This window comes from Kaistia nematophila (assembly GCF_026343855.1).
Lineage (GTDB): Bacteria > Pseudomonadota > Alphaproteobacteria > Rhizobiales > Kaistiaceae > Kaistia > Kaistia nematophila.
On record NZ_JAPKNK010000001.1, the window covers coordinates 215,744 to 235,260 of the forward strand.

The 19,517-nt window shown below is 67.8% G+C and carries 18 protein-coding genes; 15 read left to right on the forward strand and 3 right to left on the reverse strand.

Annotation, left to right across the window (positions count from 1 at the left end; genetic code table 11):
* The first annotated feature begins 114 nt into the window (after window positions 1-114).
* Window positions 115-1,092: an NAD-dependent epimerase/dehydratase family protein gene (locus tag OSH07_RS01035; protein ID WP_266336746.1), complete on the forward strand. Its 978-nt coding sequence runs from the start codon at window positions 115-117 to the stop codon at window positions 1,090-1,092.
* Window positions 1,093-1,277: 185 nt separating this feature from the next.
* Here the strand turns inward: OSH07_RS01035 and OSH07_RS01040 are convergent, their stop codons facing one another.
* A complete protein-coding gene (locus OSH07_RS01040) occupies window positions 1,278-2,393 on the reverse strand; it encodes a mannitol dehydrogenase family protein (protein WP_266336747.1) in 1,116 nt (371 codons plus the stop codon).
* Between the two features lie 15 nt (window positions 2,394-2,408).
* Window positions 2,409-3,443 (reverse strand): heparan-alpha-glucosaminide N-acetyltransferase, encoded by a 1,035-nt coding sequence (locus OSH07_RS01045; RefSeq protein ID WP_266336748.1) that lies wholly within the window; start codon window positions 3,441-3,443, stop codon window positions 2,409-2,411.
* A gap of 86 nt (window positions 3,444-3,529) precedes the next feature.
* On the opposite strand from OSH07_RS01045, the gene OSH07_RS01050 reads away from it, so the two are divergent.
* The 14 genes from OSH07_RS01050 (at window position 3,530) to OSH07_RS01115 (ending at window position 18,878) form a co-directional block, all read left to right on the forward strand.
* Window positions 3,530-4,504, forward strand: a complete 975-nt coding sequence (locus OSH07_RS01050; RefSeq protein ID WP_266336749.1) for an isopenicillin N synthase family dioxygenase — start codon at window positions 3,530-3,532, stop codon at window positions 4,502-4,504.
* 256 nt (window positions 4,505-4,760) lie between these two features.
* Window positions 4,761-8,123, forward strand: coding sequence for a transglutaminase family protein (locus tag OSH07_RS01055; protein WP_266336750.1), 3,363 nt, complete (start codon window positions 4,761-4,763; stop codon window positions 8,121-8,123).
* A complete protein-coding gene (locus tag OSH07_RS01060) occupies window positions 8,123-10,639 on the forward strand; it encodes a circularly permuted type 2 ATP-grasp protein (protein WP_266336751.1) in 2,517 nt (838 codons plus the stop codon). Before OSH07_RS01055 ends, OSH07_RS01060 begins: the two co-directional genes overlap by 1 nt.
* Window positions 10,640-10,641: 2 nt before the next feature.
* The gene (locus tag OSH07_RS01065; protein ID WP_266336752.1) at window positions 10,642-11,535 is read left to right on the forward strand and encodes a transglutaminase family protein; all 894 of its coding nucleotides are present in this window, start codon (window positions 10,642-10,644) and stop codon (window positions 11,533-11,535) included.
* Between the two features lie 205 nt (window positions 11,536-11,740).
* The gene (locus OSH07_RS01070) at window positions 11,741-12,022 is read left to right on the forward strand and encodes an acyl carrier protein (RefSeq protein WP_018182383.1); all 282 of its coding nucleotides are present in this window, start codon (window positions 11,741-11,743) and stop codon (window positions 12,020-12,022) included.
* A 22-nt stretch (window positions 12,023-12,044) separates the two neighbouring features.
* On the forward strand, window positions 12,045-12,512 hold the full coding sequence (locus OSH07_RS01075) for a 3-hydroxyacyl-ACP dehydratase FabZ family protein (RefSeq protein ID WP_266336753.1): 468 nt from the start codon (window positions 12,045-12,047) through the stop codon (window positions 12,510-12,512).
* Window positions 12,509-13,723: a beta-ketoacyl-ACP synthase gene (locus tag OSH07_RS01080; RefSeq protein ID WP_266336754.1), complete on the forward strand. Its 1,215-nt coding sequence runs from the start codon at window positions 12,509-12,511 to the stop codon at window positions 13,721-13,723. The genes OSH07_RS01075 and OSH07_RS01080 overlap by 4 nt, the downstream gene beginning before the upstream one ends.
* Window positions 13,724-13,737: 14 nt before the next feature.
* Window positions 13,738-15,018, forward strand: coding sequence for a beta-ketoacyl-ACP synthase (locus tag OSH07_RS01085; RefSeq protein ID WP_266336755.1), 1,281 nt, complete (start codon window positions 13,738-13,740; stop codon window positions 15,016-15,018).
* Between the two features lie 88 nt (window positions 15,019-15,106).
* Window positions 15,107-16,132 carry a zinc-binding dehydrogenase gene (locus OSH07_RS01090; RefSeq protein WP_266336756.1) on the forward strand — a complete coding sequence of 342 codons (1,026 nt, stop codon included), beginning with the start codon at window positions 15,107-15,109 and terminating at the stop codon, window positions 16,130-16,132.
* A 4-nt stretch (window positions 16,133-16,136) separates the two neighbouring features.
* Window positions 16,137-17,078 carry a lipid A biosynthesis lauroyl acyltransferase gene (locus OSH07_RS01095; RefSeq protein ID WP_266336757.1) on the forward strand — a complete coding sequence of 314 codons (942 nt, stop codon included), beginning with the start codon at window positions 16,137-16,139 and terminating at the stop codon, window positions 17,076-17,078.
* A gap of 254 nt (window positions 17,079-17,332) precedes the next feature.
* Window positions 17,333-17,815 (forward strand): MmcB family DNA repair protein, encoded by a 483-nt coding sequence (locus OSH07_RS01100; protein ID WP_266336758.1) that lies wholly within the window; start codon window positions 17,333-17,335, stop codon window positions 17,813-17,815.
* A gap of 93 nt (window positions 17,816-17,908) precedes the next feature.
* Window positions 17,909-18,208, forward strand: a complete 300-nt coding sequence (locus OSH07_RS01105) for a BrnT family toxin (RefSeq protein WP_266336759.1) — start codon at window positions 17,909-17,911, stop codon at window positions 18,206-18,208.
* Window positions 18,144-18,422 (forward strand): BrnA antitoxin family protein, encoded by a 279-nt coding sequence (locus OSH07_RS01110; protein ID WP_266336760.1) that lies wholly within the window; start codon window positions 18,144-18,146, stop codon window positions 18,420-18,422. Before OSH07_RS01105 ends, OSH07_RS01110 begins: the two co-directional genes overlap by 65 nt.
* Window positions 18,423-18,527: 105 nt before the next feature.
* Window positions 18,528-18,878 (forward strand): RidA family protein, encoded by a 351-nt coding sequence (locus tag OSH07_RS01115; RefSeq protein ID WP_266336761.1) that lies wholly within the window; start codon window positions 18,528-18,530, stop codon window positions 18,876-18,878.
* Between the two features lie 71 nt (window positions 18,879-18,949).
* Here the strand turns inward: OSH07_RS01115 and OSH07_RS01120 are convergent, their stop codons facing one another.
* Window positions 18,950-19,507: an ActR/PrrA/RegA family redox response regulator transcription factor gene (locus tag OSH07_RS01120; protein ID WP_266336762.1), complete on the reverse strand. Its 558-nt coding sequence runs from the start codon at window positions 19,505-19,507 to the stop codon at window positions 18,950-18,952.
* Window positions 19,508-19,517 lie beyond the last annotated feature (10 nt).

The following is a 19,517-nucleotide window of genomic DNA, read 5'->3' on the forward strand; positions in this document are numbered from 1 at the left end:
CAGGTGCGACGCTTTCCGTGTCATAGCGGATCGGCGCGCGGAAAGAAACGAAAGGCCGCGAAAAGCGAGCGCATGCCTTTGTCCGAGACCGCAAATCAGCTAAAGCCGTTGGGCATGAAAATGCTCATCACCGGTGCGGCGGGCTTCATCGGCTCGCATGTCGCGAAAGCGGCTCTAGAGCGTGGCGACGCCGTCATCGGCGTCGACAATCTGAACGCCTATTACGACCCGGCGCTGAAGCAGGCCCGGCTCGAAAGGCTTTCGGCGCACCGGCATTTCCAGTTCGTCGAGGCGAGCGTCAGCGACATGGCGGCGATGGAGCGCCTCGTTACCACCCACGCCGACATCGAGACGGTGGTGCATCTCGCCGCCCAGGCCGGCGTCGCCTATTCGATCGAGAACCCGATCGCCTATGCCGACGCCAACGTCACCGGCCAGGTGGTGATGTTCGAGGCGGCGCTGCGGCTGCCGAAGCTGCGCCATGTCGTCTATGCCTCGTCCTCCTCGGTCTATGGCTTGAACGAGGACGTGCCGTTCCGCGAGACCGATCGCTGCGACCGTCCCGCCTCGCTCTATGCCGCCACCAAGCGCGCCGGCGAGCTGATCGCCCATTCCTATGCCAATGTTCAGGGCGTCGCCTCGACCGGCCTGCGATTCTTTACCGTCTATGGTCCGTGGGGGCGCCCGGACATGGCGCCGTGGCTGTTCACCAGCGCCATCCTCGAGGGGCGGCCGATCACCGTCTTCAACAACGGGGCGATGCGGCGCGACTTTACCTTCATCGACGACATCGTCGCCGGCGTGCTGGGCGCGGCCGACCGGACGCCGGCGCGGGCGGAAAACCGCCTCTTCAACCTCGGCAACAACCAGCCGGTGGCGCTGATGGATTTTATCGCGACCATCGAGCGGGCGACCGGCCGCAAGGCGGAGATCCAGTTCGCGCCGATGCGCAAGGCCGACGTCGAGACGACGTTTGCCAATATCGACCTTGCGGGCGCGGAACTCGGCTTCGCGCCGAAAACCTCGATCGACGAGGGCATCGACCGCTTCGTCGACTGGTACCGCGGCTACAATGCGAGGCCGACGGGATAGGTGTCGAGGGCGGAGGTCGAAAGACCCTCACCCCAGCCCTCTCCCGCAGGCGGGCGAGGGGGCTCATCGGCGACCCGCATCCGCAATTGCGCCCTCACTTGATGACGAATGCCGGCCAAAACCCTCGCCCGCTTGCGGGAGAGGGTAGGGTGAGGGGCTTGCTTGGAGACTGACCGGTCCGAGCCTCAGCCGATCGCGGACGCCAGGATCGCGTCGAGCTGCGGCGTCTGGAGGTCGAGGCCGATCGTCTGCTTCCAGGCCAGCAGCCCGCCGATGCGGCGGCGCTTCTTTTCCGCGTGGTTGCCGAAGATCTCGGCGAGCCGATGGGCGAGGAACGGGTTTTCGAAGCGTTCCAGCACGCTCGCCCGGTATTCCGGCGCCTCGGCGATGCCGCCGGCGGCGAAGATCGGCAGTACTTCCGCGTCGTAGATCGCGTCGAGCCGCCGGCGCAGCGCCGGGTCGGCGACGATCTCGCGCACCAGCTCGCCCTCGGCCCGGCCGCCCTCGCGCCACCATTCGGCCAGCACCGTGTGGCCGAGATTGAGGATGAACAGCTTCAGCCGCTCGACGACGGCGAGGTCGTCCACCATCCGCACGTCCGGATGGATGCAGGGCGCGACCAGGCCCTGCTGCTTCTCGATCGCCCAGAGCGCATAGGGCTCGGCCACGGCGCCGGCCGGCTCGATCGGCTCGGATACGATGCGGTCGACCAGCGAATTGGCGAAAATGCAGGACTCCAGCCAGGCGCGGAACGGTTCCGACAGGCCGTTCTCGTCGGAGAGCTTCAGGAGCAGCGCCCGTAGCATGTCGCCGTTGCGCGGGATCAGCTCGCAGGGAAACAGCGTCAGAGGCGCGCCGTCCGCCCGCCAGCGGGCGACGAGCAGCTTCAGCAGCTTGAGCGGGAACGAACGCGGCACCTCGGCGCCGAGCCGTTCCCCTTCGTTGAGCGCGAAGCCGGCGTCCGAGGTGTTGGAGATCAGGATCTCCGCCTCGTCGACGACGACGCGCTCGACCTCGGCCCAGTCGTCGACGGCGGAGAGGCCGCGCACCAGCGAGGTGACGCCGACCGTGCGCTCGACCGGCGCGCCGTTCTCGATTCCGCGGATGACGATCGGGATCGGCGATCCGTCGAAGGCCCTGAGCCGGCCGGCGCGGGCGCCGGAGGCCGTGGTCTGCACGATGGTGACCGGGCCGACGTCCTGGCCCTGGCCGCGCGCCTCCGACAGGAAGAGGTCGGCATGCGCCTGCAGGAAGCGGCTGGTGCCGAACTGGACGATCGGGGTGCGGATGGGTTCAGGCATCGGATTCCTCGAAACTCATTGCAGCGTTCCGCTTTCCGGGGCTTCCGGCGCGGGGGGGAAGGTGGTGGCGGAGCAGACGGCGACCGTCTCCTGCACGCGCAGCGTCTGGTCGTCGGAAAGCGTGCGGGCCAGGAAGGGCGACATCAATTGCTTGTCCTTCAGCGTGTCGAAGACGCAGCCGCAATAGCTCTGGCAATCGGCGGCGCTCTTGCCGACGGCGACGCAGCGGTCGGCGCAATCGGCGCGCGCCGCGTCCTCCGCTCCGTTCGGCGCGACGATGGCCGCAAGGACGTAGAAGAAGGCGTAGAGCACCGGCTGGTGGATCAGGTAGACGGCGAGCGAGTGGCGGCCGCCGAAGGCGAGCCAGCGGCCGGGGGCGAAGCGCGGCTGCCAGAGGGCGAGGCGCTGGTCCCAGCCGCGGGCGATGGCGAATTTCGCCAACGCCATGCCGGCGAGCACCACGCCGAACCAGGGGAACACCGGCACGAAGTCGAACGAGGTCGGCGGCTTCGGCGCCAGGCCGATCCACCAGAGCGCCGGCTGCGCGAAGACGGGATCGCGATAGAGGAAGGGCAGGGCGAAGACGGCGCCGGCCGTGACGAGCACCGCCGGCGGCGGAAGCCGCAGGAAGACGAGGCCGAGCACGCTCGCCAGCGCGATCTGGTGCAGGATGCCGAAGAAGATCCAGCCCTCCGGCATGACGAAATAGGTGGCGAGCGACACCAGCGCCGCCGCGCCGACGATCATCGCCAGCCGCTTGAAATAGGGCTTCGGGCGGAAGCCGTTGCGGGTCGAAAGCACCAGGCTGATGCCGACCAGCAGCAGGAACGAGCCGGCGATCGAGCGCGCGAAGACGACCCAGCCGATCGAGGCGCCGGGATCGAAGCGGACGATGTGCAGGAAGGCGACGTCCCAGGCGCCGTGGAAGATCGCCATGCAGACGAGCGCGACGCCGCGCGCCACGTCGAGGGCGGCGATGCGCCGGCTGCGGGGCGCAATGGCATCGGCCTGCGGCTCTGCATCAGCCGGCATCACGGTTGCATCATTCATGTGCACGCGCCGCCGATTGACGGTTCCCAAGCGCCGTTGCCGCCCATAGTCTCGACGCGTCGTTCAGTCATGGTTCAAGGACCCGCATGTCGATCATTCCGATCATCGATCTCTCCGATCCCCAGGGCCCGCGCGCCGTCGCCGATGCCATCGGCCGCACCTGCCGCGAAACGGGTTTCTTCCTCATTACCGGTCACGGTGCGGACCCCGAAGTCGTCAAGCGCGGCTGGCAGGCGGCGCGTTCCTTCTTCGATCGCCCGGTCGAAGAGAAGCTGACCGCCGTGATGCCGTATCCGGGCTATCCCTATGGCTACAGCCCGGTCAAGGGCGAGACGCTCGCCGCCTCGCTCGGCGACGCCAAGCCGGCCGATCTGAAGGAGACGTTTTCCTTCGGTCCGTCCGCTTTCCAGCGCCTCGACCACAAGCCGGGCGACGACGCCGAGGCCTTCGTCTTCTCCGCCAATCCCTGGCCGGTCGGCGGCGACGAGTTCCGCCTCGCGACCCAGGCCTATTACCGCGAGATGTCGGCGCTCGCCGGTCGCATCATGCGCTTCTTCGCCCTCGCGCTCGATCTGGACGAGGCCTATTTCGACCGCTTCATCGACCATGAGGCGAGCGCCCTGCGCCTGTTGAACTATCCGGACCTGACCGAGGATCCCGTTCCCGGCCAGCTGCGTGCCGGCGTGCATTCCGACTATGGCTCGATCACCATCCTGATGCAGGAAGACGCCCCGGGCGGTCTCGAGGTGAAGGGCCTGGATGGCGAATGGCACCGCGTGCCGGCAATCGCCGACAGCTTTGTCATCAACATCGGCGACCTGATGCAGCGCTGGACCAACGACCAGTGGAAGTCGACGCTGCACCGCGTCACCATTCCGCCGCGCGATGTCGGCCGCTCGGCCCGCCGCCAGTCGATGGCTTTCTTCCATCAGCCGAACTGGGACGCCGAGATCGCCTGCATCGAGACCTGCCTGAAGCCGGGCGAGACGGCGACCTATCCGCCGGTCGGTTCCGGCGAATATCTCGCGTCGAAATTCCGCTCGACCGTCGTCAAGGCATAGGCCTCGGGCACTCCGGGTGAGGGCTTGGGGAGCGATCCGGGTGAGGTCGTAGATCCTCACCCGCCGCACTTGGTGCGTCGACCTCTCCCCCGGGGAGAGGGGATGGGCGGGATCCGTATTCCAAACGGAACCTGTCCTGTCCTAAGCTGTCTCTGGGGCTTCGGGGCGGCCGGCATGGCGTGAATCTTGCGTCGTTGCGGCGGGTGTGCCCGCCGGAATGTCCCGCGGCGAACGCTGAAGGAGAGCCCAAGAGCCGATGTCGATCCTCGCCGCGCTTCGCCACGTCACCCGCTATCGCTATGACCGCCCCGTCGCGCTCGGGCCGCAGGTCATCCGCCTGCGTCCGGCTCCGCATTGCCGCACCAAGGTGCCGAGCTATTCGCTGAAGGTGACGCCAGCCGATCATTTCGTGAACTGGCAGCAGGATCCGCACGGCAACTGGCAGGCGCGTTTCGTCTTCCCGGAAAAGACCACCGAATTCGCCATCGAGGTCGACCTGCTGGCCGAGCTCGAGGTCTACAATCCGTTTGATTTCTTCGTCGAGCCCTATGCCGAGCAGTTCCCGTTCGCCTATGAGCCGGCGCTTGCCGAGGAACTGGCCGCCTATCTGGCGCCGGAGCCGGCCGGACCGCTGCTGACCGAGTTTCTGGCATCGATCCCGCGCGAGAGCACGCAGATCGTCGATTTCCTCGTCGCGATCAACCAGCGCCTGCAGAACGACATCCGCTATCTGATCCGCATGGAGCCGGGCGTGCAGACGCCGGAGGAGACGCTTTCCTCGGCCGCCGGCTCCTGCCGCGATTCCGGCTGGCTGCTGGTGCAGGCGCTGCGCCATCTCGGCCTCGCCGCCCGCTTCGTCTCCGGCTACCTGATCCAGCTGAAGCCGGACGTCGCGGCGCTCGACGGTCCGTCCGGCACCGATGTCGATTTCACCGATTTGCATGCCTGGGCCGAGGTCTATGTGCCGGGCGCCGGCTGGATCGGCATGGACCCGACTTCGGGCCTGTTCACCGGCGAGGGCCATCTGCCGCTTTGCGCCACGCCGCATTATCGCTCGGCCGCGCCGATCACCGGCGCGTTCTCGGCCGATCCGGGCACCGAGACCGCTTTCGAATTCGAGATGCGTGTCGACCGCGTCGCGGAAAATCCCCGCGTGACCCTGCCCTTTTCCGACGATAGCTGGGCGGCGCTCGACGCGCTCGGCCACCGCGTCGATGCCGATCTCGAGGCGAACGACGTCCGCCTCACCATGGGCGGCGAGCCGACCTTCGTTTCGATCGACGACTACCAGGCCGGCGAATGGAACACGGACGCCGTCGGTCCGACCAAGCGCGACCGCGCCGACGACCTGATCCGCCGGCTGCGCGAGCGCTTCGCGCCGGGCGGCTTCCTGCACTACGGCCAGGGCAAGTGGTATCCGGGCGAGAGCTTGCCGCGCTGGACCTTCGCGCTCTACTGGCGCAAGGACGGCAAGCCGATCTGGCGCGACGCCGGCCTGATCGCGACGGAAGCCGACGATTTGAATGCAACGCCGGAACAGGCAGGCGCCTTGCTCGCCAATCTCTCCGAGCGGCTCGGCATCTCCGCCGACCATGTCGTCCCGGCCTACGAGGATCCGGCGCACTGGATCCTTAAGGAAGCCGAGCTGCCGGAGAACGTCACGCCGCACGATTCGAAGCTCGACGATCCGGAGGCGCGCGCCCGCATCGCCCGCGTGTTCGAGCGCGGCCTCGCCGAGCCCTCCGGTTACATCCTGCCGGTGCAGCGCTGGCAGGCGCGGGCGCAGCGGCGCTGGATATCGGAGAAATGGCCGCTCCGGCGCGGCAAGATGTTCCTGGTTCCTGGCGACAGCCCGGTCGGCTTCCGCCTGCCGCTGTCGTCGCTGCCCTACGTGCCGGTCTCCTCCTATCCCTTCATCGTCCAGCGTGATCCGGGCTCGGTCCGCGAGCCGCTGCCCGATCCCGAGGATCTCGGCCGTGAGCGGCATGAGGCGCTGTCGCGGCAGGAGGAGCGCGCCCGCCATCTTGCCGGCGCCGGCTCGGAAACGGCCGAGGGCGAGCGCGGCGAGCAGGTCGCGCAGTATCTGGCCGGCGGCCGCTCGGTGCGCACCGCGCTTTCGGTCGAGCCGCGCGACGGCCGGCTCTGCGTTTTCATGCCGCCGACCGAGACGCTGGAGGACTATCTGGAGCTGCTCGCCTCGCTGGAGGAATCGGCCCGCGCGCTCGGCCTCGCCGTGCATGTCGAGGGGTATCCGCCGCCGATCGACCCGCGCATGGACGTCATCAAGGTGACGCCTGATCCCGGCGTCATCGAGGTCAACGTGCAGCCGGCGGGCAACTGGACCGAATGCGTCGCCATCACCCGCGACCTCTACGAGGAAGCGCGGCTGTCGCGCCTCGGCACCGAGAAGTTCATGACCGACGGTCGCCATACCGGCACCGGCGGGGGTAATCATGTCGTCGTTGGTGGAGCCCATCCCGCCGATAGTCCGTTCCTGCGCCGGCCGGATCTTCTGAAGAGCCTCGTGCTCTACTGGCAGCGCCATCCCTCGCTGTCCTACCTGTTCTCCGGCCTGTTCATCGGCCCGACCAGCCAGGCGCCCCGCATCGACGAGGCGCGGCATGACGGGCTCTATGAGCTGGAGATCGCGCTCGCCAGCGTGCCGGCGCCCGGCAACGGCCTCACGCCGGCGCCCTGGCTGGTCGACCGGCTGTTCCGCAACCTGCTCGTCGACGTCACCGGCAATACCCATCGCTCCGAGATCTGCATCGACAAGCTCTATTCGCCGGATGGCCCGACCGGCCGGCTCGGCCTGGTCGAGTTCCGCTCGTTCGAGATGCCGCCGGATTATCGCATGAGCCTGGCGCAGCAGCTGCTCGTCCGGGCGCTGATCTCGATGTTCTGGCAGAACCCGCAGCAGGGCTCGCTGATGCGCTGGGGCACGCAGCTGCATGACCGCTTCATGCTGCCGCAATTCGTCTGGTCCGATTTCCTCGACGTTCTCGGCGACCTGCAGCGCGCCGGCTATGCCTTCGATCCCGTCTGGTTCGAGGCGCAGCGCGAATTCCGCTTCCCCTTCATCGGCCGGATCGAGCAGCAGGGCGTCAAGCTGGAGCTGCGCCAGGCGCTGGAGCCCTGGCATGTGCTGGGCGAGGAAGGGGCGATCGGCGGTACGGTGCGCTATGTCGACAGTTCGGTCGAGCGCATCCAGGTCCGCGTCGACGGCTTTGACCCGCGCCGGCACGTCGTTTCCTGCAATGGCCGCCGCGTGCCGATGACGTCGACCGGAACCGCCGGCCAGTTCGTCGCCGGCGTGCGCTACAAGGCGTGGCAGCCGGCGCGCGGCCTGCATCCCACCATTCCGGCCCATGCGCCGCTCACCTTCGACATCGTCGACAGCTGGTCGCAGCGGTCGCTCGGCGGCTGCGTCTATCACGTCGCCCATCCGGGCGGCCGAAACTACGACACCTTCCCGGTCAATTCCTACGAGGCGGAGGCCCGCCGGCTGGCGCGGTTCGAGGCGATGGGGCATACAGCTGGGCATTTCATGCCACAGCCCGAGACCGGCTCGCCGGAGTTCCCCATGACCCTCGATCTTCGCCGACCGGCCAATCTCTGATGCCGATCACGCGCAAGGAAGCGATCCGCCGCAGCAGGATCGCCGCCGACAGGGCGGAACGGCTGATCGCCAATTACCGGCCGCTCGCCGGCGTCGCCGACGAGTTCATCGGTCCTGACGGCAGCATCCGGCCGCATTGGATGCGCTTCGTCGAATCGATGGCCGAGCTCGGCCCGAGCGAGGTGCAGCATCGTTTCGGCCTGGCCGATCGGCATCTGGCGGATTCCGGCGTGGTGCTGCGTGTCTACGGCGCCGAGAATGGCGACGAGCGCCCCTGGCCGCTGTCGCATGTGCCGTTCCTGATCGAACCGAAGGAGTGGAGCCGTCTCGAGGCCGGGCTGATCCAGCGGGCGAAGCTGCTCGATGCCGTGCTGGCCGATGCCTATGGCGAGGGGCAGCTCGCCGCCGATGGCGGCCTGCCGGCGGCGATCATCGCCGGCAGCCCGGAATATCTGCGTCCGCTGGTCGGCGCCAAGCCGGTTGGCGGCCATCACCTGCGTTTCTATGCCGTCGATGTCGGGCGTGGACCGGACGGCAATTGGTGGGTGGTTTCCGATCGCACCCAGGCGCCGTCCGGCGCCGGCTATGCTCTCGAAAACCGCATTGCCCTGTCGCGCGCGCTGCCCGATCTCTATCGCGGCTTCAACGTCGAGCGGCTGGCCGGATTCTTCCAGGCGTTTCGCGCCGGCTTGAACCGGCTGAACCGGCATGAGGAGACGCGCGTCGCGCTTTTGACGCCGGGTCCGCTCAACGAGACCTATTTCGAGCACGCCTATCTGGCGCGCTATCTCGGCTTCGTGCTGGTCGAGGGCGAGGACCTGACGGTGCGCGACGACACCGTCTACATGCGCACCATCTCGGGCCTGAAGCGGGCGGACGTGCTGTGGCGCCGCCTCGATGCCGATTTCGCCGATCCGCTCGAATTGAACCCGGCCTCGCGGCTCGGCGTGCCCGGGCTCGCTGGCGCCGTGCGCCAGCGCAATGTTGCGATCGCCAACGCGCTCGGTTCGGGCCTGGTCGAATCGCGCGCCATGCTGGGCTTCCTTCCCGGCCTTGCCCGCCGCGTGCTGGGCGAGGACCTGATCCTGCCGAATGTCGCCACCTGGTGGTGCGGCCAGACGCAGGAGCGCGACCATGTCGTCGCCGAATTCGACCGCATGGTGATCGCCCCGGCGCTCGGCGCCAGCGTGCCCGGGCTGATCGACCGGGGCGCCGTGCTGGGCGGCGCGCTCGATCCCGACCGCAAGGCGGACCTCATCCGCGCCATCGGCCGGCGCGGCACCGATTTCGTCGGCCAGGAAGCGGTCAAGCTCTCGACGACGCCGGTCTGGCGCGGCGAGGGCGACGCCGCCAGGCTGGAGCCGCGCCCGTCCATCCTCCGTCTCTATGTGGCGCGCACGCCGGACGGCTGGACCGTGATGCCCGGCGGCTTCTGCCGGATTTCCGACCAGCCCGACGCGCGCGCCGTGACGCTACAGCAGGGCGGCTCCTCGGCCGATGTCTGGGTGCTCTCCGACAAGCCCGTGGCCGAGACGACGCTGCTCGCCTCGCCGGACAAGGTCGCGTTGCAGCGCATGACGCAGACGCTGCCGAGCCGGGCGGCGGAGAACCTGTTCTGGCTCGGCCGCTATGTCGAGCGGACCGAGGCGACGCTGCGCATCGTGCGCGCCATTGCCGCCCGGCACATCGACGCCGAATATGACGGCGAGGCGGTGATCGCCCAGCTCGACGCGACGCTCGCCGCCGCCGGCTCGATCGGCGAGGTGCCGGCGGAGGCGGGGCCGACCGCGCGGGCGATCGCCATCCTGACTGACCGCAGCGATTTCAACACCGTGCCCCGGCTCGCCCAGGCGTCGCGCCGCGCCGCCTCGGTCATCCGCGACCGCCTGTCGCCGGACGCCTGGCGCACCGTCGCCGACCTCGAGGCGCTGCTGAACCAGCCGCTGGAGGCCGGGACCGACAGCGACACGCTCGAGCGCGCCAACGCGGCGCTGCGTCTGATCGCGGCGTTTTCCGGCCTGGTGCACGAGAACATGGTGCGTCAGCAGGGCTGGCGCTTTCTCGAAACCGGCCGCCGCATCGAGCGCGGCCTCGCCATTGCCCGAGCCGCCCGCTTCTGCGGCCTCTCGGGCAAGCCCGGCGAACTGGATGCGCTGCTGGAGCTCGCCGACAGCCAGATCACCTACCGCATCCGCTATGTGATGCTGGCGGCGCGCGTTCCGGTCGTCGATCTCGTGCTGCTCGATGGCGGCAATCCGCGGGCGCTCGCCTTCCAGGCCGACCAGATCCGCCAGTTGCTGGCCGGCATGCCGGCGCATGCGCCGGCCGGGCTGCTGGCGCCGGCAGATCGTCTCGCCACGCGCCTTGCGGCCGAGCTCGGCACGGCCGATGCCGCCGCCCTCGATGCCGACAGTCTGTTCGGTTTCGAGCAGACGCTGATGAAGATCTCCGACGAGATCACGCTCGCCTATTTCACCCATCGGCGCTCCGCCGAACCGGCCGATCGCGGGGACTGACGATGCTGTACGACATCCGCCAGACCACGCGTTACAGCTACGCCTCGCCGGTGCCCTTCGCCCGCCAGGTTCTGCGCCTGCTGCCGGTCGCCCGCGACAGCCAGCGCGTCATCGCCGCCGACCTCGTCATCACGCCCGAGCCGACCGAACGCCATGACGGCTTCGATTTTTTCGGCAACCGCATCACGACCGTCGCCTTCGCGTTTCCACATGAGGAGCTGACTCTGGAGACGCGGGCGCGCGTTGCCGTCGACGCCGGCGGTCAGCTCGATGTCGAGGCCACGCCCGGCTGGGAGGAGATCCGCGGCCAGGCCGTGGCGGATACCGATCTCGGGCCGCTGTCGCCGGTGCATTTCCTGTTCGCGAGCCGCGTCGTCGCCATTGATGACGCGATCGCCGCCTATGCGATGGAGAGCTTCGCCCCCGGCCGGCCGATCCTGGCCGCGGCCTTCGACCTCACCTGCCGGATCAAGGCCGATTTCGCCTATGACCCCGAGGCGACCGACGTGCGGACGCTGCCGGCCGATGCTTTCGCCAAGCGGGCGGGCGTCTGCCAGGATTTCGCCCATGTGATGATCGCCGGCCTGCGCACGCTGGGGCTTCCCGCCGCCTATGTCAGCGGCTTCCTGCGCACGCTGCCGCCGCCCGGCCAGCCCCGGCTGGAAGGCGCCGACGCCACCCACGCCTGGGTCGCCGTCTGGTGCGGCAGCGAGGTTGGCTGGGTCGGGCTCGATCCAACCAATGGCGTCGTCGCGGCGGAAGATCACGTCATCCTGGCGCTGGGGCGTGACTATTCCGACGCCGCGCCGGTCGACGGCGTCATCGTCACCTCGGGCGCGCACCAACTCGACGTCGAGGTCGACGTTCTCGCCATCTCCGGGTCCGATGCCGGATAGCATCATTCCAAGAACGAATTTGACGGCTGAGCGCGACAGGCTGGTATTTCTCGGCGGCACACGGTATCAGGACGAATGCAATTCCCTGCCGCCTTGGCTTGCGGGATCGGTTGGCATGTCTGCCGCACTGGCTTCGATCGAGTGGTGCAAGTGCGGATCGGCCCCGAAATGCGAGAGCCATTCTAGATAGGATTACGTGACCGTCATGTCCTCCACGTTCGACGTCGTCGCCGATGTGATCGCCCAGACCAGCGAAATTCCGCGCGAGAAGATCACGCCCGAGTCCCATGCCATCGACGACCTGGGCATCGACAGCCTCGATTTCCTCGACATCGTGTTCGCGCTCGACAAGAAGTTCGGGATCAAGATCCCGCTCGAGCAGTGGACCCAGGAAGTCAACGCAGGCAAGGCCTCGGTCGAGGAATACTTCCTGCTGAAGAACCTCTGCGCGCATATCGACGATCTCGTCGCCAAGAAGAACGCCTGACGGATCCGGCGTCGAAGCCACCATGCGTCTCGAATATTTCCAGATGATCGATCGCATCGTCGATTTTGACGCTGCGAACGGTCGGATTCATGCCAAGGCATTCGTCCCTGAGGCGAGCCCGGTGTTCGAGGGTCACTTTCCCGGCTATCCGATCCTGCCGGGCGTGCTCCTGATCGAGACCATGGCGCAGGCCTCCGGCTTCCTGATCCTCGGCTTGAACGGTCTTTCGCGCATGCCGTTCTTCGCCGGCAGCAAGAAGGCGAAGTTCCGCAAGTTCATCGAGCCGGGCGCCGAGCTCGACGTCTATGCGACGCTGACGCATGACGGCTCCGGCTTCGGCGTGACCGAGGCGAAGATCGAGTCGAACGGCCCGGTCTGCGACGCGGAGCTGACGCTGCGCGTAATGGATTTCCCGGCTCCCGAGCTCATCGAAAACATGCGCGAGCGGGTGCGGCAGATCGGCCTGGTGCCGGTCGGAGATACGGCATGAGCGACGCCCGCGACGTCTGGATCACCGGCATCGGCCTGATTTCCTCGCTCGGCGAGGGGCTGGATGCGCATTGGCAGGCGCTGGCCGTCGACGAGCCCAGGCCGGCCGCCGCCGATACGGAGCATTTCGCGCCGTTCCCGGTGCTGCCGATGGTGCCGCTCGAGCTCGACAAGCAGATCCCGCGCAAGGCCGACATTCGCCAGATGGAGCCGTGGCAGCGCCTCGGCACCTATGCCGCCGGCCTGGCGCTCGCCGATGCGGGCCTTGCCGGCGATCTCGACCGCCTGGCGCATATGGACATGATCGTCGCGGCGGGCGGCGGCGAGCGCGATCTCGTCGTCGACGGCCAGATCCTGGCCGGCCTCGGCGCTGCGGCCGATACGGAGGCGTTCCTGAACGAGCGCCTCGCCAACGATCTGCGCCCGACCCTGTTCCTGGCCCAGCTTTCCAACCTGCTCGCCGGCAATGTGTCGATCGTTCACAAGGTGACCGGCTCGTCGCGCACCTTCATGGGCGAGGAAATCGCCGGCATCAGCGCCGTCGAGATCGCCGCGCGGCGCATCCGCGCCGGCCAGGGCGACCAGTTCCTCGTTGGCGCCGCCTACAATGCCGAGCGCAAGGATATGTTGCTGAGCCTGGCGCTCGGCAACACGCTCTGGAAGGGCGCCGTCGACTCCGTCTGGGAGCGCGCCGAGGCGGGCGGCGGCATGGTCACCGGCTCGCTCGGCGTCTTCCTCGTGCTCGAATCGCGCGAGCACGCCGAAGCGCGCGGCAAGGCCGGCTACGCCCGGCTCGGTCCGGTGCTTTCCGGCCGCAGCCGCCGCGAGCCCGGCCAGGCCACGGCCGTGGCGAAGAGCCAGGTCGATGCGCTGCGTCCGTCGCTCGGCGACAAGCCGGTCGGCGTGCTGTCGGGCGCGACCGGCATTGCGAGCCCGACGCGCGAAGAGCGCGCGCTGCTCGAATCGCTCGTCGCGGAAGGCCTTGTCGGGCCGATCCGCGCCACGCAGAGCTGGATCGGCAACAGCCTCGAGGCTGCTTTCCCGGCCCAGATCGCGCTCGCCGCCCTGGCGCTGTCGCGAAAAGGTTTCTACCGGCCGTCCGATCCGACCGGGCTGGAGCTTGAAGCGACCGACGTCCCCACCCAGATCCTGGCGACGAGCTGGGGCTTCTGGCGCGGCGAGGGCATGGCGCTCCTCGAAGCGATCGACTGAGAAAGGTTGGGATCATGGGCAAGACGCGGGATCATCTCGGGCGTCCGGTCGTCGCCGTCACCGGCATGGGCGTCGTCACTTCGCTCGGCCAGGGCATCGACGACAACTGGTCGGCGCTGACATCCGGCAAGTCCGGCATCCATCGCATCACCCGCTTCCCGGTCGACCATCTCCGCACGACGATGGCCGGCACGGTCGACTTCCTGTTCGACGAGGCGCCGCGCTCCGCCGTGCTGACGGAGAAGCTGGCCGAACTCGCCGCCGAGGAGGCGATCGCCCGCGCCAAAATCGGCACGCCCGGCGATTTTCCCGGCATGCTGTTCATGGCGGTGCCGCCGGTCGAGCTCGACTGGTCGGTCAAGCGCGACCTCTACGACAAGGGCGACGCCGGCGTCAGCGATCCCTATGACCGGATGATCGAGAGCGCCATGACGCTCAACGATCCCGACACCTACGAATACGCGCTCTATGCCTGCGTCGCCGACAAGACGGCCGACCGCTTCGGCACGCGCGGCGCGCCGATCTCGCTGTCGACGGCCTGCGCTTCGGGCGCCACCGCCATCCAGCTCGGCGTCGAGGCGATCCGCCGCGGCGATACCGAGGCCGCGCTCTGCATCGGCACCGACGGCTCCGTGCAGGTCGAATCGCTGATCCGCTTCTCGCTGCTGTCGGCGCTTTCGACCAACAACGAGGACCCGGCCGCCGCCTCGCGGCCGTTCTCGAAGAACCGCGACGGTTTCGTCATGGCCGAGGGCGCCGGCGCGCTGGTGCTCGAGGATTACGACGCGGCGGTCGCGCGCGGCGCCGAGATCCTCGCCGTCATCCGCGGCGCGGCCGAGCAGGCCGACGATTTCCATCGCACCCGTTCCAAGCCGGACGGCTCGCCGGTCATCGGCGCCATGCGCCAGGCCCTCGGCGATGCCGGCATCGCGCTCGACGAGGTCGACTACATCAACGCGCACGGCACCAGCACGCCGGAAAACGACAAGATGGAAGCCTTGTCGCTCGAGGCCGTGTTCGGCGAGAACGTCAAGAAGATCCCGATCAGCTCCAACAAGTCGATGATCGGCCATACGCTGACGGCGGCCGGCGCGATCGAGGCGGTCTTCTCGATCCAGACCATCCGCAGCGGCGTCATTCCGCCGACCATCAACCACGATGTCGCCGACCCGTCGATCTCGCTCGACGTGGTGCCGAATGTCGCCCGCACCGCCCCGGTCTCGATGGTGCTGTCGAACTCCTTCGGCTTCGGCGGCCAGAACGCCTGCCTGGTGATCGCGGCCGGCCCGGCCTGACCGCGACGCTTGGCGCGGAGCCAGCCTCTGGCATGTTCCGCGCCGAGACGGTATGCAGGCGCTGTTCAGAACGACAGACGGATATTCCATGCGCGCCCTTCAGCTGCTCGCCGACCGCAAGCTTTCGATCGTTGACGTCCCCATGTCCGCGGAGCCGGGCCCTGGCGAGGTGCGCGTCAAGATTGGCGCGGTGGCGCTGAACCACATCGACGTCTGGGGCTGGCGCGGCATGGCCTTCGCCAAGCGCAAGCTGCCGCTGACGGTCGGCGCCGAGGCTGCCGGCACGATCGAGACGGTCGGCGCCGACGTCACCAACGTCCGCGTCGGCCAGACGGTCGCGATCTACGGCGCCGAGACCTGCGGCGCCTGCCCGGCCTGCCATGCCGGCAAGGACAATCTCTGCGAGAACGTCGCCGGCGTTCGCGGCTTCCACATCGACGGGCTCGCCTGCGACTACGTCACGCTGAAGGCCCGCCATGTCGTGCCGGCGCCGGACAATGTCTCCATCCAGGCTGCCGCCTGCACGCCGATCACCTTCGGCACGGTCGAGCACATGCTGTTCGACAACGCCAAGCTCGAGGCCGGCCAGACGATCCTGATCCAGGCCGGCGGCAGCGGCATCGGCACCGCCGCCATCCAACTCGCCAAGTCGGTTGGCGCCACGGTGATCACCACCGTCGGCAGCGACGAGAAGGGCGAGAAGGCGAAGGCGCTCGGCGCCGACCACGTCATCAACTACCGCGAGGAGCGCTTCGAGGGCGTCGTCCGCAAGCTGACCAAGAAGCGCGGCTGCGACGTCGTGTTCGAGCATGTCGGCGTCGACACTTGGGCCGGCTCGGTCTTTTCGCTGAAGCGCGGCGGCACGCTCGTCACCTGCGGCTCGACCACGGGCATCTCGACCGAGATCAACCTGTTCCAGCTCTACCAGCAGCAATTGCGCCTGATCGGCTCGTTTGGCTGCCGGATCGAGAACATCGCCTCGTCGCTCGCTAAGATCGGCGCCGGCGTCGTCAAGCCGGTGATCGACAGCGTGGTGCCGTTCGACAACATCGACGCGGCGCTCGACCGGATCGAGCAGCGCCAGGTCTTTGGCAAGATCATCGTCACGCTCTGATCTGATGGCGCTTCCGGGCAAGAAAAAGAAGAAGCCGTTCAAGAAGCTGACGCGGCGCATCACGCGCTCGAAGGCGGCGCATGCGTCGATCGCCTTCGTCGTGCGCGGGATGGTGGCCGGCGTACGCTCGCTCGGCGAGGAACGCGCCGGCCGTGTCGGTGGGGCGGTCGCCCGCTTCGTCGGCCGCTTCGTGTCGGAGACCAGGCTGGCGCGCAAGAACCTCGCCGCCGCCTTCCCGGAAAAGTCCGCCGCCGAGCGGGAGAAGATCCTGCAGGGCGTCTGGAGCGGGCTCGGCCAGACCATGGTCGAGTATGTCTTCCTCGACAAGCTGGTCGATATCGACCCGGAACGGCTCGGCGAGGGCCGGATCGAGGTCGTCGGCGTCGACCAGTTCCTGGCGATGCGCGACGACGGCAAGCCCGGCATCATCTTCTCGGCCCATCTCGCCAACTGGGAGATCCTCGCGGTCGTCGCCGCCCGTTTCGGCCTGCCGGTGGTGTCGCTGTTCCGCGCGCCGACCAACAACGTCATCGCCGAAGACCTGATGCAGCAGCGCGAGCAGATGATGGGCAAGCTCGTCGCTTCCAACCGCGGCGCCACCTTCGAGGTCGGCGCGGCGCTCGATCGCGGCGAGCATGTCGGCATGCTGTGCGACCAGCACCACAGCCGCGGGCCGAAGGTGCCGTTCTTCGGCCGTCCGGTGCACGCCAATCCGCTCGTCGCCCGCCTCGCCCGCCACTATGACTGCCCCGTGCATGGCGCCCGCACCGTGCGCCTGCCGAACGGCCGCTTTCGCGTCGAGCTGACGCCCCCCGTCGAGTTGCCGCGCGACGCGGAGGGCCTGATCGACGTCGACGCCGGCACCGCCAAGGTGATGTCGGTGGTCGAGGGCTGGGTGCGCGAGCATCCCGAGCAGTGGCTCTGGCTGCACAATCGCTGGCGCTAGGCGGGTCGAGCTCTTCCTTCACCTCTCCCTGAGGGAGAGGTCGACGGCCGAAGGCCGGCGGGTGAGGGTTTACGGCTTCACCGGAGGGTCCCTAACCCCTCACCCGGAGCTTCGCTCCGACCTCTTCCGCCGGGAGAGGTGAAGGTAGGGAAGGCCGCGTTTCTGGCAGTGCTTCTCCCACGCGCGCCCGTTCGATCAATGATCCGAACCACAGCGCCCTTTAATTCCGCGCCGCCGCGTGGCAAACTCTGTTCATGGTTCATTCTCCTGTCCTTGCGGTTCCGCGCGACGGCCGCCAGTCGGATATGGCGCTGGCGTTGCAGCGCGGCGTCGGCCGGCTTTTTCGTGCGCGGGGCCATGCCATCGTCACCGAGCTGGTGCTGGCTACGGGGCGGCGCGCCGACATCATCGCACTCGGCCCTTCTGGCGAGATCACCATCGTCGAGATCAAGTCGTCGATCGCCGATTTTCGCGCCGACGGCAAATGGCCGGACTACGCGCCCTATTGCGACCGGCTCTATTTCGCCAGCCATGCCGGCGTGCCGCAGGAGATCTTTCCCGAGCAGGCGGGGCTGATCCTGGCCGATGCCTATGGCGCGGAAATCCTGCGCGAGGCGCCGCATGCGCCGCTGGTCGCCGCAAGGCGGAAGGCGATGACGCTTCGCTTCGCCCAGGCCGCCGCCCACCGCCTGCACGGCCTGTTCGACCCCGAAGCCGGATTTCGCGAGATTCTCTGAGATGTCGTGACAAGTGTACACTTTTATCGTACACTAACCCTCGGTCGCTTTCATTCAGACCTGCCAATTCTCGCATCGTCGAAGGACCGTTCCTTGGATTTCGAGTGGGATGAGAACAAGCGTCAGCAGGTCATCCGGGAGCGGGGCGTCGACATGCTGTACGCGGCCCTCATCTTCGAAGGTGTCGTGCTGACCCGGCCGGATGATCGGGTCTATGGCGAGGTGAGGCAGCTTTCGCTGGGCATGGTCGACGACGAATGCTTCATCGTCGTTCATACCGAGCGAAACGGCAGGACGCGGCTGATCACGGCATGGAAGGGAGGTCGCGATGAGCGACGACAATATGAAGAAGGCCTCGCTCGCCGAGATCCGCGAGATGAAGGCGAGGAATGAACTCTTTCATGATGCCGACGCACCGGAAGGCGAGTCCCTGGGACCGGATTTCTGGCAGAAGGCGATGGCCGTCGAGCCGAAGCAGGCGCCGCGCTCGGTGCATCTGAAGCTCGACGCGGATGTCTTCGATTTCTTCAAGGCCAAGGGAAAGGGACATCTGACGCGGATGCAGGACGTGCTCCGGGCCTATGCGCGGGCTCATCGCCAATCCTGACCGACGCCAGATGGCGACGTGCGCAGCATTGGTTGCCGCTCCGGGCTTGAAGCAGCGGCGCTATGCCGCTAGACGGGTTCGGCCAATCCGCAAAAGGAAAATCCCATGAGCAGCATTCGTCGCATCGAGCCGGGCCCCCGCATGAGCGCAGGCGTCGTCCACGGCAACACCGTGTATCTCGCTGGCCAGGTCGGCAATCCGGGCGACGACGTCGCAGCCCAGACGAAGACCGTGCTCGACACCATCGATCGCCTGCTGGCCGAGGCCGGCACCGACAAGTCGCGCATCCTGTCGGCGCAGATCTGGCTGGCCGACATGGCCAATTTCGGCACCATGAACACCGTCTGGGACGCCTGGGTCGACAAGGCCAACCCGCCGGCCCGCGCCACGGGCGAATCCAAGCTCGCCACCCCGGCGCACCTGGTCGAGATCATCATCGTCGCCGCGCTGCCGTAGGCGCCGGCTTCGGATCAAAAATGCGAACGGGCGCCGCGGCGCCCGTTTTCATCTCTGCGAGGATCGGTCGATCAGCGCGGGGCGCGCTTCGCCAGGATCCGCTGCAGCGTGCGGCGGTGCATGTTGAGCCGGCGGGCCGTCTCCGAGACGTTGCGCTCGCACAGTTCGTAGACGCGCTGGATGTGTTCCCAGCGGACGCGGTCGGCCGACATCGGATTGTCCGGCGGCAGGGCGCGTTCGGTCGGATCGCGGGTGAGCGCCGAAAACACTTCGTCGGCATCGGCGGGCTTGGCGAGATAGTCGACCGCGCCGAGTTTCACGGCGGTGACGGCGGTGGCGATGTTGCCATAGCCGGTCAGGACCACGGTGCGCGATTCCGGGCGGCGCTTGCGGATCAGCTCGATGACGTCGAGGCCGTTGCCGTCTTCCAGGCGCATATCGACGACGGCATAGGCCGGCGGCTTCTGGTCGACCTTGCGCATGCCTTCCGCGACCGTATCGGCGGTTTCGACTTCAAAGCCGCGTGCTTCCATCGCCCGGGCAAGTCGCTGCAGGAAAGCCTTGTCGTCATCGACGATGATGAGCGACGTATCGGTGCCGGCGAGGCCGGCCGACTCTAGGTCTGTCATAGACGTTTAA